Annotated in this window: 15 protein-coding genes; 11 read left to right on the forward strand and 4 right to left on the reverse strand. The window is 36.4% G+C overall.

Annotation, left to right across the window (positions count from 1 at the left end):
* Nucleotides 1–9 precede the first annotated feature (9 nt).
* The 11 genes from DYR29_RS05905 (at nt 10) to DYR29_RS05950 (ending at nt 7194) form a co-directional block, all read left to right on the forward strand.
* Nucleotides 10–918: a TIGR01777 family oxidoreductase gene (locus tag DYR29_RS05905; RefSeq protein WP_213279696.1), complete on the forward strand. Its 909-nt coding sequence runs from the start codon at nt 10–12 to the stop codon at nt 916–918.
* 4 nt (nt 919–922) lie between these two features.
* Nucleotides 923–1513 carry a Crp/Fnr family transcriptional regulator gene (locus DYR29_RS05910; RefSeq protein WP_213279697.1) on the forward strand — a complete coding sequence of 197 codons (591 nt, stop codon included), beginning with the start codon at nt 923–925 and terminating at the stop codon, nt 1511–1513.
* Between the two features lie 53 nt (nt 1514–1566).
* Nucleotides 1567–1926: a DUF4406 domain-containing protein gene (locus DYR29_RS05915; protein WP_213279698.1), complete on the forward strand. Its 360-nt coding sequence runs from the start codon at nt 1567–1569 to the stop codon at nt 1924–1926.
* Nucleotides 1913–2494 (forward strand): GDP-mannose pyrophosphatase NudK, encoded by a 582-nt coding sequence (nudK, locus tag DYR29_RS05920; protein WP_213279699.1) that lies wholly within the window; start codon nt 1913–1915, stop codon nt 2492–2494. The genes DYR29_RS05915 and nudK overlap by 14 nt, the downstream gene beginning before the upstream one ends.
* Before the next feature lie 95 nt (nt 2495–2589).
* A complete protein-coding gene (locus DYR29_RS22780) occupies nt 2590–2784 on the forward strand; it encodes a hypothetical protein (RefSeq protein ID WP_249413626.1) in 195 nt (64 codons plus the stop codon).
* A gap of 41 nt (nt 2785–2825) precedes the next feature.
* The gene (locus tag DYR29_RS22785) at nt 2826–2966 is read left to right on the forward strand and encodes a hypothetical protein (protein WP_249413627.1); all 141 of its coding nucleotides are present in this window, start codon (nt 2826–2828) and stop codon (nt 2964–2966) included.
* Between the two features lie 68 nt (nt 2967–3034).
* The gene (locus DYR29_RS05930; protein ID WP_213279700.1) at nt 3035–3493 is read left to right on the forward strand and encodes a DUF2750 domain-containing protein; all 459 of its coding nucleotides are present in this window, start codon (nt 3035–3037) and stop codon (nt 3491–3493) included.
* Between the two features lie 35 nt (nt 3494–3528).
* The gene (locus DYR29_RS05935; protein ID WP_213279701.1) at nt 3529–4209 is read left to right on the forward strand and encodes a DUF2306 domain-containing protein; all 681 of its coding nucleotides are present in this window, start codon (nt 3529–3531) and stop codon (nt 4207–4209) included.
* Between the two features lie 560 nt (nt 4210–4769).
* The gene (locus DYR29_RS05940; protein ID WP_249413628.1) at nt 4770–5525 is read left to right on the forward strand and encodes a hypothetical protein; all 756 of its coding nucleotides are present in this window, start codon (nt 4770–4772) and stop codon (nt 5523–5525) included.
* Nucleotides 5526–5714: 189 nt separating this feature from the next.
* On the forward strand, nt 5715–6611 hold the full coding sequence (locus tag DYR29_RS05945) for a retropepsin-like aspartic protease (RefSeq protein ID WP_213279703.1): 897 nt from the start codon (nt 5715–5717) through the stop codon (nt 6609–6611).
* Nucleotides 6612–6747: 136 nt separating this feature from the next.
* Complete coding sequence (locus tag DYR29_RS05950; protein WP_213279704.1) at nt 6748–7194, forward strand: KTSC domain-containing protein; 447 nt, start codon at nt 6748–6750, stop codon at nt 7192–7194.
* 405 nt (nt 7195–7599) lie between these two features.
* Here DYR29_RS05950 and DYR29_RS05955 read toward each other — a convergent pair whose 3' ends face one another.
* From DYR29_RS05955 to DYR29_RS05970, 4 genes are all read right to left on the reverse strand, one after another.
* Nucleotides 7600–10788: an efflux RND transporter permease subunit gene (locus DYR29_RS05955; protein WP_213279705.1), complete on the reverse strand. Its 3189-nt coding sequence runs from the start codon at nt 10786–10788 to the stop codon at nt 7600–7602.
* A gap of 7 nt (nt 10789–10795) precedes the next feature.
* The gene (locus tag DYR29_RS05960; RefSeq protein WP_213279706.1) at nt 10796–11857 is read right to left on the reverse strand and encodes an efflux RND transporter periplasmic adaptor subunit; all 1062 of its coding nucleotides are present in this window, start codon (nt 11855–11857) and stop codon (nt 10796–10798) included.
* A gap of 9 nt (nt 11858–11866) precedes the next feature.
* Nucleotides 11867–13219 carry a TolC family protein gene (locus DYR29_RS05965; protein ID WP_213279707.1) on the reverse strand — a complete coding sequence of 451 codons (1353 nt, stop codon included), beginning with the start codon at nt 13217–13219 and terminating at the stop codon, nt 11867–11869.
* 89 nt (nt 13220–13308) lie between these two features.
* The gene (locus DYR29_RS05970) at nt 13309–13902 is read right to left on the reverse strand and encodes a TetR/AcrR family transcriptional regulator (RefSeq protein WP_047425269.1); all 594 of its coding nucleotides are present in this window, start codon (nt 13900–13902) and stop codon (nt 13309–13311) included.
* Between the last annotated feature and the right edge of the window lie 73 nt (nt 13903–13975).

Consider the following 13975-nt stretch of genomic DNA (forward strand, 5'->3'; position numbering starts at 1 on the left):
TAAAGTATTATGAAAGAAATTGTTCTGATCACCGGAGCCAGTGGTATGATCGCCAAAGAACTGGCCAAAAAGATAGGCAAAGAATATGAAATCAGATTTCTGACCCGAAAAAAAGAACATGATCATGAATATGAATGGGATATCAGAAAAGGAAATATAGATGAAGCTGCTCTGGAGAATGTTTCTCATATCATTCATCTTGCGGGTGCCAATATTTCAGAAAAACGCTGGACACCGGAAAGAAAGAGAGAACTGATCTCGAGCCGTGTTGATTCAGCAGAATTACTTCGAAATGCTTTAAGAAAAAATAAAATAAAGCTTAAGTCATTTATTTCAGCTTCAGGAATTAATTTTTACGGTACTGAAACTTCGGAAAAGATTTATAATGAAAATGATCCTCCCGGGAATGATTTTCTAAGTGAAGTTGTGGTTTTATGGGAACGTGCTGCAGACGATTTTAAAGAACAGGATCTGGCAGAAAGAGTGGTCAAAATACGAACTGCTGTTGTACTCTCCGAAAAAGATGGAGCTTTAAAGAAAATGATTCCTCCCATTCAATATTATATTGGATCACCTTTAGGAAACGGCCAACAATATATGCCATGGATTCATGTTGAAGATATTTGTTCTGTTTATGAGCTTGCTTTAAAAAATCCAGCAATGGACGGAGCTTATAATGCTGTTTCTCCACAACATATTACTAATAAAGATCTCACAAAAAAGATTGCCAAAGTACTTGAAAAACCTTTATTCATGCCCAATGTTCCGGGATTTGTCTTGAAGTTAATCTTCGGAGAGCTGGCTACGGCTATACTGGAAGGTTCCAGAGCTTCTTCACAGAAGCTTCAGGATGCAGGCTTTCACTTTAAGTTTCCGGATCTGAATGAGGCTTTAGAAGATCTATTAAAGAAGCAATAACAGAATGGGGGAAGAACTTTTAATTCTAAAAAATATTTCCAGGCATATTTCACTTACCAATCAGGAGAAATCTTATTTTCTCTCTCTATTAAAGGAAAAAAAGGTTGTTAAGAAAGAATTGATTTTACAACAGCAACAAGCCTGTAAAGAGATCAATTTTGTTCAGACAGGAATTTTGAGGGCTTTTCATATGGATACCACGGGAAAAGAATCTACGATCATGTTTGCGGTTTCTGACTGGTGGATCACTGATATGTATTGTTTCATCAATCAGAAACCCGCCATGCTGAATATTGAAGCATTGGAAGACAGCTCTATTTTGCAACTTCAAAAAGATCATCTGGATGACCTTTATCACAAGATCCCGAAATTTGAACGGTTTTTCCGTATCATGATGCAGAACGCTTACATCAGAGAACAGCTCCGAACGATTGAAAATCTTTCTTTACCGGCAGAAGAACGCTATTATAACTTTTTACAGAAATATCCTGAAGCGGTAAAACGTATCAGACAAAAACAAATTGCTTCTTATTTAGGGATCACTCCTGAATTTTTAAGCCTTATAAAATCCAAACAAAAAAACAGTTTCTCTTAAGCTATATTATTTTTTTTACTCTGAAAGTTCTGTTACTTTACTCAAAAAAAATTATGTTTATACTTATTGCAGGCCCTTACCGCAGTGGAACGAATGATGATCCGCAGCTTATTCAGCAGAATCTTTACAATCTTGAATCTGTTGCTCTTCCTATTTTCAGAAAGGGACACATCCCAATTATCGGAGAATGGGTTGCATTGCCATTGATCAACCTTGCCGGATCTACCCAAATAGGTGATGAAGCATGGCAGGAAATACAATATCCCGTAGCTCATGCCCTACTTGAAAAATGTGATGCAGTGCTGCGTATAGAAGGTGCATCAAAGGGAGCTGATGAAGATGTAAGAATAGCCAAAGAAAGAGGTCTTACCATTTATTATACCATAGAAGATATTCCTTATGCAAAATCCTGATATAACCATCCTTCACACAGAGGTCCTTTCAGACAACTGGTATACTTTAAACAAAGTCACCTACTCTGTTTTGAAAAAGGATGGAACCACAGAAACTCAGAGCAGAGAAGCTTACGACCGCGGAAACGGAGCGGTTATTCTCCTTTACAATCAACTTTCAAACACGGTTATTCTGACCAGACAATTCCGGCTGCCCACTTATATCAACGGAAATGAGACAGGAATGCTTATTGAAGCCTGTGCAGGACTTTTGGATAATGATAATCCGGAAGATTGTATAAAACGGGAAACTGAAGAAGAAACCGGGTATAAAATCTCCAGAGTTGAAAAGATATTTGAAGCTTATATGTCGCCGGGATCTGTTACGGAAATCCTTCACTTCTTTATCGCAGAATATTCAAATGAAATGAAAATTACAGACGGCGGCGGATTGGAAGAGGAAGGTGAAAATATAGAAGTTCTGGAACTTTCTTTTGAGGAAGCTCTGAAAATGATTGATACAGGAGAAATCAAAGATGCGAAAACGATTATGCTTTTGCAGCATTTACGAATCAAAGGAATTATGTAGATCAAGATATAAATTGATGATTGATTAATGATGTGTAAAAGCCTGTATATTAAATAAAAATATTAACTTATCACTCTTATTTTAAATTACTAACCATGATTGAACATGTCAAGCTTGCGATTAATCCTAAATTTCAGGATTGGGTTCTTTTTGAAAATAGTACTTATATTATTTTTGACGACATCAGCACTGTCCAGGACGTAAAAGAGGAAGCAATAAAATTAATGAAAGAATTCGGTCCGGTATATTCTGGCGGGCCAGCGCAGGGGATTTTAATATTATACATTTAAATCTAACAGAAGGCTGGCTGGTTTCCGGACATGGGTACGGTATGTATACGTATGTACATCCGTCAGAACTGGATAGTGAATCTCCAAACGATCTTGAAATAGGACTATATGGAAGATCCAAAAGAGATTCAGATGGTCAGAATCCCGAAATAATACATATCAACAGTGGTGAAACTTCATAGGCATCTACTTACTATCCACTGATACAACCAATTCATCATTCATACCTAATAATTCATAATTAAATAAAATGCTTCAAGACCATATTACGGTTCTGAACCGCCATAAAGAGTTTATAAAAAAAATTACAGATACAGAAATCGTATACGCTTTACAAAACGACAAAGGCTATGCTACCTCCTACTCCAGCGAAGCAGAATACGAAGATGGTGAACCGGTCCAGATGATCTGCTTCTGGTCTGAGGCTGCAAGAGCAAAATCATGTATAGAAAATGAATGGAATTATTATGAGCCCTCTCCTGTCTCTCTTACCGAATTTGTAGAAAACTGGTGCCTGGGCATGAATAGTGATGGATTATTGGTGGGGACAAATTTCGACAGTCATATGTTTGGCTATGAAGCTGAGCCTTTAGAATTGATTCTTGATATTATAGAAGAACTTAGAAATTCCGGAAAATCTCTGGAATTGAGAAAGTTTGAGAGTCTTGATGATATGGAGAAACAGATCAGGGAAGTTTTGGAAGATTAAAACAATCCTCGAGAGTTTATCTGTTAAATCCATAAATGATGAAGGTATTGGGAACAAAAATTATTAAAGTAATCGCTTTATTTTCAGTTTTAATTTTCAGTATTCTCATGCTGAAAACAATTTCCCAATATACTTCTTTTGATAAAAATATCGGATTTCTGGCCTTTAAGCAGCAGGTAGTCGGTAATCCATATTGGATGGCTTTTTTCTACATTCATATTTTTTCTATTACGTTTTGTCTTCTGGCCGGTCTTACGCAATTTTCAAATCGGTTTTTATCTGAAAACAGAGATCTTCATAGGATCATTGGGAAAATATATGTTTACAATATTCTGATCATCAATGTTCCGGCATGCTTTGTACTGGGACTTTTTTCAAATGGCGGTCTTATCGGGATTACAGGATTTCTGATTCAGGATGTTCTCTGGTCCTATTTCACCATTGTGGCTATACTTTCTATTAAAAAAGGAAATATCAACAAGCATAGAAATTATATGATTTTGAGCTATGCGGTGACTACAACAGCCATTACTTTCAGAATCGTTAAGCATCTGCTATATAATGAAACACAGCATGATTATCAACTTTTTTATGGACTGAATGTTTGGGCTGCCCTTTTGATCAACCTGACCATTGCTTATGTAATTCTCAAAAAAGATCGTTTATTAACGGGAAAAATCCAGACTGGAAAGGAAAATATAGATACCGACAAATGATACCAGAAAAAAAGATGCAATAAATATTAAGGTGTTAAAAAGAACTTCATACTTATTATTTTTTGTCCATTTGTTGAAAAAACGCATTATAAGATAAGCGATTCCTCCAAAAACAACGATAATAAAAAGAAGAAAAAAATAATATATCATGGTTTCGTGTTAATTCATGTAAAGCTATTATTTTAAATCTGAAAAAGCAATCATCACAATCACGAAAAGGAACTATCAATAATCTGATCTTTGAATTTTCATTCTAAACCTATTGAGTTTGAACTGAAATCCACATAGAAGTTTGTCGAAGTCCATGCAAATTACCAGCAATATCAACTTCCATAATTTTTATTTATATTCTCTGTATACCTTACTGTGAAAGGCTTTCTATATAAATTACATGGATAATATAAGAGCAAAATGAAACCTGCAGTATAAAATCCATATAAAATTTGCAAAATCAATTGAGAAAATCTATTTAATCCTTTATATTTTGAATTTAAAGCGTTAATTTTGCACTGAAATTCAGAAAATTCGGATTCTTTCAACAGGTTATGTACATGAAAAAAATGATGATCGGGCTTGCTTTGGCCTTATCCATTACTATTTGGAGTCAAAAAACTCCTGCAAAAGCAACCAATCTGACACCTTACAGCTATCAGACTTTCAATTGTGATAATAAGGGGTATTTTGATTCGGCTAAATACAAAAAAGAAGAAATAGACGGAGTCAATAAGCTTTTGTACCAGTTCAATGGAGTTGTATTTGATACCCGACCTGTTTTTAAACTTTCCCAGCTTGAAGAAATCCGCCAAAACAGAGAAGCATATTTACAGGAACTGGAGAAACAGTATGAAGAAAAGAAAAAGGAACTGTACAGCCTTAAAGTCATTGATCTTCCAAGATGGAAAAAATTAATGGAAGAAACCATTGATTCTTTTGAAAATGAATATCAGCTGAATAAAGAAGAAATCCTGGCTTATTCTGATCCTTCCACGCTTAGAAACAGTAAATATTACAACACCTGCAGAGAACAGATTGACGCCATATCCTCTCCGGACCGAGAAAAAATGTTTATTGCATGGAAAAATTATACTGAGCTTAAGAGTAAAAATAATGCTGATCCGAAAAGCGTTATGGCAAGATTTGATGCCAAAATGAATGATCCGCAGAAAGAAGACTATGCGCTGATAGACCTTATTGGTCTTGGCTTTCATAACTGTGCCAACAGCAGTTTCAGACAGAAACGTGAAGATGAGGTAACTTCTTACAAGGATTTTGACAAGATCTTTACAAAGCTGAAAAGAACCTGTGATGAACCATAATGTTGATTCAGAAATCAAAAAAATTTATTTATTAAAATATAATGACAGTACTCAGATTGGGTACTGTTTTTTTATTGGCAGATATTTTATAGAGAATGGTTAAGAAACGGTTAAGGGAGCGTTAATAACCTGTTATTTCTTTGTACAAGCGACGATTACAATTATTTTCGTTCATATAAAACTAATTCCATGAAACTCATTGTTATTATTCTGATCTTGTTATTTTCTATAACAGTATCAGCTCAAAAGAAACCTGTTATCCTACCCTTTTCTCTGGAAAACAATTCCGTTTATGTGTACTGCAAAGTCAATACAACAGACAGCATAAAGTTCATGTTTGATACAGGTGCCGATGGTTCTGTCATCAATATCAATGCAAAGAAAAAAGTACCGCTTACCATTGATGGAAAGTCTGAAAATAAGGGCTCAAACGGGGTAAACACAGTCGATTACAGCAGCCATAATACGGTGCAGTTTGGAAGCATTCAGAAAAATGATATCCGGTTTACTCTTATTCCTTATGGTTCCGCAGATTTTGACGGAGTTTTCGGAACAGATCTGATGAAAGGAAAAGTTATTGAAATTGATTATCATAAAAATGAAATCCGTTTTTATGAAGAAAATGACCTCTCCATGGACCTAACAGGATATGAGAAAATAAAGCTTCATACGATCGACAACTACCCTGCCGTAGAAAGCAGTATGATAGTAAATGGTAAAGAATATTCAGGGTTTTTCGGACTTGACAGCGGAGCGGATGATGTGCTTACCATAGCTTCTCCTTTTGCTAAAAGTAATGGGTTGATAAAAGTTATGAAAACCATCGGCAAGGCTACAGCAAGAGGTTCTGATGGTTCTGTCTATGAAATGCCTGTAGTTCTTTGTCCAACTATAAAATTTGTCCAAAAATATCTTTATGACCTACCGATTACTCTTTCCGGCTCTACAGAAGGCATTGATGCTACGGAAAAAATGGCGGGATTTTTTGGTAATCAGTTTTTAAAAAAATTCAATACTGTGATTGATTTTAAGAACGGGTTTATTTATTTTAAGTTAAATAAAAACCTGTACTCGGAATTTAATTAGCTGTAAAAGTTAACTATACAAATTAATCATTATCATCCAACTCTTTAAAATTTTCCAAATAAATTAATAATGAATAAGTTATGGTTTTTTGAATTTAATTGCTTAATTTTGCACCCCGAAAATAAGGGTTAGAGATATGAAAAAAATTGGTGAACACAGAACACTTCTTGGAGTAGATAAAAATGTTACTTTAAAAGAATTAAAGACCATTTACAGAAATGTGATGAAAGATACACATCCTGATAAATTCATTAATGATGAAGCCGGAAAAATTGAAGCTGAAGAAAAAAGCAAGTCTGTAATTGAGGCGTATCACTTTTTGGTAAGCATTAATTCTGAAACACAGGATAAATACAAGGAAGAATATACAGAAACCATTACGAAATCTAACATCCAGGATTTTTATCTTGAAAAATCGATTTTAACGGTTCAGCACCTGAACGGAAATATGTATGAGTATATGGGAGTTCCAAGAAATACTTATATCAAAATGGTTAATGCTGATTCACCAAGCCGTTTTGCAAGGAGACACATCTATGGAAACTTTATCTACAGAAAGTCCGGAGAGGCTATGGCAGATTAATTTTTTTCGTTACAATATAGGAGAGCTTTCAGTTTTACTGGAAGCTTTTTTTATGGTTCGGCTAAAGCCAGCTCTTATTGATGTCTTATAGTACAACTAGTGTCATTCTGAACGAAATAAAATACAGTGAAGAATCTCATGGGTTTAACTATAAATGAGATTCTTCCTTCGTCAGAATGACAAAATCAATAATTTAACTGTAAAACAACCTCTTTTTCTTAGTAATAGCATTTAACAGAAAGATTTCCATGACGTTTTGATTAATCATCAATAGAAATGGGCCTTCCCATTTACCCTAATAAGTTCCTTCCAACGCCCATAACCTATCAAAACATAATCAACTATATCAACGAAAAAGCCGTATCATTTTTGATGCGGCTTTTAGGTTAATTAAAGGTTTAATTTTTATTTATCTAAATGTTTCGGAGTAAATCCGTCTTCATTCAGCTCTCTGTGTACATAATCCGCTTTCATTTCAGCTTCGTAGTCTACTTTGTTATCTTTACCCATTCTTCGTAGAACAGAGTCAAATAGAGAGTATACTACCGGTACAATGATCAGGGTAAGGAATAGAGACGATGTCAAACCACCGATTACTACCCATGCAAGACCTTTATTCATCTCAGCTCCGGCACCTGTTGCCAATGCGATCGGTAACATACCAAAAATCATCGCAATTGTGGTCATCAGGATCGGACGAAGACGAGCGTGGTTGGCTTGTACCAAGGCGTCATGCGTATTAGCTCCTGCTGCCTTTCTGGCATTCGTAAAGTCTACGATAAGGATCGCATTCTTCGCTACCAGACCAATCAACATGATCATCCCTAACATGGTGAAAATGTTCAGTGAGTTGGCAGTTAATGCAAGAATTACCATTACTCCGATCATCGCTAACGGGATTGAGAACAATACCACGAAAGGATATACGAAACTGTCATATAGTGAAACCATTACCAGATATACCAATACGATAGCTGCTAATAAAGCAATACCCAACGTACCGAAACCTTCCTGCTGGTTCTCCATATCTCCACTCCAGATGTAATCTACTCCAATAGGTTTTTTGTTGCTGTTCATGAATTGGTTTGCCCACTCATTAGCTACGTCTCCTACCGGTCTACCTACTGCTTTTGCTCTTACTTTTACAGAAGGAGATTTATCTCTACGTTCAAGTAAGCTTGGTCCTGAACCCATTTTTACTTCAGCAAACTGGCTTAAACGAACCTGCTGTCCCTGAGGGTTTGTAAACATAAGGTTTTTAACATCATCAATGGATTGTCTGTTGACATCTCCAAAACGGATATTAATATCATATTCATATTCTCCGGCTCTGAATTTTCCATCTGTATTTCCGTTAAATGCAGTCTGCATCGTCTGTCCTACACTTGAAAGATTTAACCCAAGAGAAGACATTTTATCTCTGTCGATACTTACCTGAACTTCCGGGCTACCAGTATCTGTAGATAATTCAGCATCTACAGCTCCAGGAACTTTTTTCAATAGTTCCAGAATTCTTGTTGCTTCTTTTACAGCGGTTTCGTTATCAGGTCCTGTTACTACCATTTCAATAGGAGCATTTTCAGCACCCATGATACCAATCGGAGCTGTTTTAAATTCAACTCCTGTGAATTTCTCTTCTAACTGTCTTTTTATTTTCGCAGCTTTGATGTTGGTACTTTCAGAACGTTCAGACTTATCTGTTAAGTTTACCTGAACCTCAGACTGGTAAGTCGTTGCCTGAGCTCCACCAAAACCTGTAGACTGCTGTCCAACGGTTGTAATAAGGTCTACAACATCTTTATCATTTCTTAAAAACTTCTCAACCTCTAGTGTTAATTGGTTTGTTTTTTCAACGGTTGCATCTTTTGACAACTCCATTTGTACCAGGAACTGACCACGGTCAATCGGCGGGAAGAATTCACCTCCAATGAATCCGAATGCTACCAGCATGAATGAACTGATTAAGACAATGAATGTGATCACTACTGTTGAAATTCTTCTTAATGTCGTTTTCAGACACCATTCAAGGATTCCAGTGATCCAGTGTGTAAACTTGTCAATTAATCCTTCAAACCAAAGAATGAATTTCTCAAACCAGTTTTTACCTGTTAAATGTTCCAGTTTACCGAATCTTGATGATAACCAAGGAATGATGGTAAATGAAGCCAGCAATGACAATAAGGTTGCGATAACTACGGTGACGCAGAACTGAGCAAGAATGTTCGCTACAAGACCTGAACTCATCGCAATCGGTAAGAATACCACCACAATTACCAATGTAATCGCAGCAACGGTAAATCCGATCTCTGAAGCTCCGTCATAAGCTGCTCTGATCTTACTTTTACCCATCTCCATGTGACGGTAAATGTTTTCCAGTACTACGATCGCGTCATCCACCAGGATACCTACCACAAGCGACAGTCCCAGTAAACTCATAAGGTTCAAGGTATACCCCATTAAGTTCATTCCGATGAACGCTGCCACCAATGAAGCCGGGATAGAAACCATTACGATAAATGCGTTTCTGATACTGTGAAGGAATAATAGCATCACAATCGCCACAAGGATAATCGCTAAGAATAAGTCGAAAATAACGTGGTTGGCCGATTCAAGGGTAAATTCTGTAGTATCGTTTACGATTTTTACTTTTACCCCCTGAACTTTGTATGCTTCTTCTACTGTTTTAATGGTTTTCTGAATACTTTCAGATACTGCAACCGCGTTGGCATCAGATTGTTTTTTAACCTGCATCAAAATGGTTGGGAACTGGTTAAATCTCGCTACTTTTTCAACATCTTTCTGAGAGTCAAAAACTGTTGCGATATCAGACAAACGTACCTGAGCTCCGTTTTTATTGGAAACTACAAGGTTGTTCATTTCCTCAGTGGACTTATATTTTCCTGAAAGTCTGATCGTAGATTTTGTAGTTCTCGTTTTCAAACTTCCTGTTGGGAAATCAAGGTTTGATGAAAGAATTGCCTGTTGTACGTCTCCAATTGAAAGTCCGTATCCCTGCAGTTTTTTCTCATCAAGATTTACCTGAATTTCTCTTTCCTGTCCACCCACAAGATCTACTTGTGCTACACCATTTACACGGGAGAAAATAGGTTCAATCTTTTTATCTAGTAAGTCATAAAGGTCTTTGCTGTTCAGCTTATCAGATGAAATACTCATCGTGATAATCGGTAAGTCATCTAATGAGAACTTATTCAGCGAAGGCGCTTTTACATCTTCCGGAAGGTCTGCAAGAATGGCATTTACCTTTCTTTGGGCATCGTTCAAAGCATAGTCTACATCGGCCCCATCGTTCAGCTGAACCATGATAACGGATAAACTTTCGTATGAAGAAGATTCTACCTTTTTAACGTTTTCCAGGGAACCTACGGCATCTTCAATCTTTCGGGTCACGGATGTTTCCACCTCTGCAGGGGAAGCTCCGGGATACACCGTAGATATTGTTACCATGTTGGTTTCAAACTTCGGAATCAATTCGTATCCCATGAGTGTATAACTCAGGATACCTCCCAACGTCAGAATTGTAAATAATACAATTACCAGCGAGGGTCTTTTAATGGATATTTCTGCTAACTTCATCGATCTGCTACTTTATAATATTCACTTTAGATCCATTATCCAGGTTAATCTGTCCGCTAGTTACTACCTGCTCTCCTCCATTCAATCCGCTTAATACCTGAACTTTATCGCCGTAAACTTTTCCGATGGTTACTTTAATCAATTTGGCAACTCCATTCTGAACAACAAACAATTGTCCTGAGCTTACTCCGTTTACAAACGCTTCTGCAGGAACTGTAAGCATATTCTGCGTTTCTGCACCATTATTTGTACTGAATTTAGCGGTTGCATACATACCTGCTTTCAGGTTTCCTCTGTTCTGAACTTCAATTTCAACAGGGAAATTCAAAGAAGCATCACTTTTAGGAGCGATAAAGGTAATTCTGCCTACGAAAGAATCTTCAGGTAAAACGTTTACTTTAATCGGAACTTCCTGACCTAACTGGATTTTCCCGATCTGGCTTTCATCTACTAAAACAGAAAGTTTTAAGCTGTTGATATTAACGATTTCAAACATAGATGTTCCTACCGAAACAACTGTTCCAGGTTCTACCAGCTTTTTATTGATTGTTCCGCTAATACCTGCACGGATACTTGTGTCATTGACTCTTACTCCCTGAGCTTTTACAGCTGCCTGAGCATTTTTCAGCTGAAGTCTTGAATTATCAACCTGTTGTTTTGTAACACCTCCCGTTTTAAAGGCATTTTCATAACGCTGATTGTCGATAATAGCATTTTGCAAATTATTCTGAGCCTGTGTAACATCCACTTCGATAGCATCTCTCTTGATAGTTGCCAAAACCTGACCTGCACTTACTCTTGAACCTTCTTTTACCAGAACGCTTACAATACGTCCTGCAATTTCAGAAGACTGGTTCATTTCCTGCTTAGGAATGAATGTTCCGTTAGCTGAATAGTCTGTATCAATATTTTCTCTTGTAACGGTTACAATATTAACGTTGATTTTATCTACCTGCTTGGCAACTTCTTTTACTTCTTTAGTCTGCTTTTCTTTGTTCCCGGCAATCTTGTAAGCGGCTAGACCTACAAGTACAGCTGCTACGATGATATATATTAAAGTTTTTTTCATTTTAGTTTATTATAAGTTTTGTAGTGTGTTTAGTTCACCCTTAGCTTTTATAAGCTTGATCTCTGCCTGTTTGTAATCCAGCAATGCATTAGAATAGTTCTGTTTTGCCTGTGTCAGAGCATTTTCAGAATCCAGTACCTCCGTAAGGGTTGCTAACCCGTATTGATAATTTGACTGGGTATTTTTCTGAACTCTTTCTGCCAATCCTACATTATCTTTCATGCTTTCGATATTAATCAATGCATTTTCCATATTGGTGACTGCATTTTTATAATCTAAACTTAAGTTCAGCTGAGTGTTTTCAATGTCAACATCAAGACTCTGAATATCAATTTCTGCCTGATTGATCTTCGCTTTTGTAGCTCCTCCTGTGAAAATAGGAATATTTACATTCAAACCAATTGCTGAATAATCACTCCAAAGAACGCCTTTACTAAGACCATTTGTCAGCGGGAATTTTGCTCCGTTTGCTCCCCATCCGTAGTTCGCAGTAAGATTTACTGATGGATAAAGATAAGCTTCCGTCGCTTTTTTATTGAAAACCAAAAGTTCCCTGTTCTTATTTAAAACTTTAATCTCTGTACGATTATTAAGATTTACGCTGCTCGCAATCAGCTCAGGCTTTGGTTCAATCTCTTTTTCTTCAAGCTCGATGTCTGTAGAGATAGGGACTCCCATATAAAACTTCAGCGCATTTTTTGAAAGTTCAACAGAGTTGATTAAAGTCTGTTTATTGGAACCAATATTCGTAAGCTGAACATTTGTTCTGTCTAAATCGATTGATTTTGCCAAACCGTTATCCACCAGACTTTTAATAACATTTCTTACTTTTTCAGTGTTGGCATAGCTGGCAGTTACCGTTTTAAGATTTTCCTCCTGTACAAACACCTGATAATAAGCTGTTGCTACATTTTCAATAATCTGTTCATTGGTCAACTGAGCATTCAGCACATAAAATTCTCTTGTTGATTTTGCAGCTTTAAGCCCTGTAAATACTCTTTGATCAAAAATCGCCTGCTGAAGTTGTACAGAAGCTGTTGAACCCCAAGGCTGCCCAAACTGAGCTCTGATTTTCTCCCCTCCGAATTCCAGCAAAGATTCCTGGATAATCGGGTTATAGGTTAAACCCGCCGTCGCACTGACCTGCGGAAGAGCACCAGCTCTGGCCTCATCAATCTTATATTCGGCTTTTTTTATCTGTAAAGCAGCTTTTTTTGCTTCTGCCTTATTCTGAAGTGCCTGTTTTATTGCTTCCTGCAGGGAAACCTGCTGCTGGGCAGACATCAATGTAGAGCCGAAAATCATAAATGCTGAAGCTATCCCAATTTTTAGCTTTGTAGCAGTTATACGTTTTCTATTCATAATTTTATACTTCGTTTATTTTTTTATTTAATTTTCAGTCATTATTTATTTCTAAATGACGAACCATTTTCAGAAATACTTTAGTTTTTTTAGTTTTTGAACAACATATTGATAATAATCTCTTTTCGTTCAGAAATAATCTTATCATATTCTTCATCATTGATTAATAAATTTTCCATAAATAATGGTCTTATGGCACTTGGGAATACCAACAACGAAACCATATTCAGAATAAACTGAACCGGAGCCATTTTTTCTATATTTCCCAATTCCATTTCTTTTTCGATATCACTATACATTTCGTTCAGGATATCTTCCTCAATTTCTCTGTGATGGCAGGTTCCTTTATTGATCTGTGACACGATATACGTTTCCAGATACGGATACTGAAGACTCGTAGAAAGACTGCTTTCTATGAATTTGCTCATCTTCTCTTTAAAAGGAAGAGCAGAATTCTGAATGATCTTCGATTTTTCCTGTTCTACTCTTTGAGCCTCATCAAAGATGATCTGGATAAGCTTATCCCTTGAACGAAAATAGTAATTAATAAGGGTCCTGTTCACTCCTGCTTCATCTGCAATCTCCTGCGTAGTAGCATCAAATTTTCCTTTCACAAAGAACAAATTCTTCGCTGTCTCCTTGATCAATTCCTGTGTTTGGTCTTTTTTTGCTTGATTTGACATTTTTGTTAAACAAATTTGTGCAAATTTATAGTAAAATTTATTTTTGACAAAATTGTTAAATAAAAAAATTAAA

This window comes from Chryseobacterium indologenes, assembly GCF_018362995.1.
GTDB classification, from domain to species: Bacteria; Bacteroidota; Bacteroidia; order Flavobacteriales; family Weeksellaceae; genus Chryseobacterium; species Chryseobacterium indologenes_G.

Bases quoted from the DNA above. Each gene is read 5' to 3' on its own strand.
- DYR29_RS05905 (WP_213279696.1), top strand. From the start codon at position 10: ATGAAAGAAATTGTTCTGATCACCGGAGCCAGTGGTATGATCGCCAAA.
- DYR29_RS05910 (WP_213279697.1), top strand. From the start codon at position 923: ATGGGGGAAGAACTTTTAATTCTAAAAAATATTTCCAGGCATATTTCA.
- DYR29_RS05915 (WP_213279698.1), top strand. From the start codon at position 1,567: ATGTTTATACTTATTGCAGGCCCTTACCGCAGTGGAACGAATGATGAT.
- nudK (WP_213279699.1), top strand. From the start codon at position 1,913: ATGCAAAATCCTGATATAACCATCCTTCACACAGAGGTCCTTTCAGAC.
- DYR29_RS22780 (WP_249413626.1), top strand. From the start codon at position 2,590: ATGATTGAACATGTCAAGCTTGCGATTAATCCTAAATTTCAGGATTGG.
- DYR29_RS22785 (WP_249413627.1), top strand. From the start codon at position 2,826: ATGTATACGTATGTACATCCGTCAGAACTGGATAGTGAATCTCCAAAC.
- DYR29_RS05930 (WP_213279700.1), top strand. From the start codon at position 3,035: ATGCTTCAAGACCATATTACGGTTCTGAACCGCCATAAAGAGTTTATA.
- DYR29_RS05935 (WP_213279701.1), top strand. From the start codon at position 3,529: ATGATGAAGGTATTGGGAACAAAAATTATTAAAGTAATCGCTTTATTT.
- DYR29_RS05940 (WP_249413628.1), top strand. From the start codon at position 4,770: ATGATGATCGGGCTTGCTTTGGCCTTATCCATTACTATTTGGAGTCAA.
- DYR29_RS05945 (WP_213279703.1), top strand. From the start codon at position 5,715: ATGAAACTCATTGTTATTATTCTGATCTTGTTATTTTCTATAACAGTA.
- DYR29_RS05950 (WP_213279704.1), top strand. From the start codon at position 6,748: ATGAAAAAAATTGGTGAACACAGAACACTTCTTGGAGTAGATAAAAAT.
- DYR29_RS05955 (WP_213279705.1), bottom strand. From the start codon at position 10,788: ATGAAGTTAGCAGAAATATCCATTAAAAGACCCTCGCTGGTAATTGTA.
- DYR29_RS05960 (WP_213279706.1), bottom strand. From the start codon at position 11,857: ATGAAAAAAACTTTAATATATATCATCGTAGCAGCTGTACTTGTAGGT.
- DYR29_RS05965 (WP_213279707.1), bottom strand. From the start codon at position 13,219: ATGAATAGAAAACGTATAACTGCTACAAAGCTAAAAATTGGGATAGCT.
- DYR29_RS05970 (WP_047425269.1), bottom strand. From the start codon at position 13,902: ATGTCAAATCAAGCAAAAAAAGACCAAACACAGGAATTGATCAAGGAG.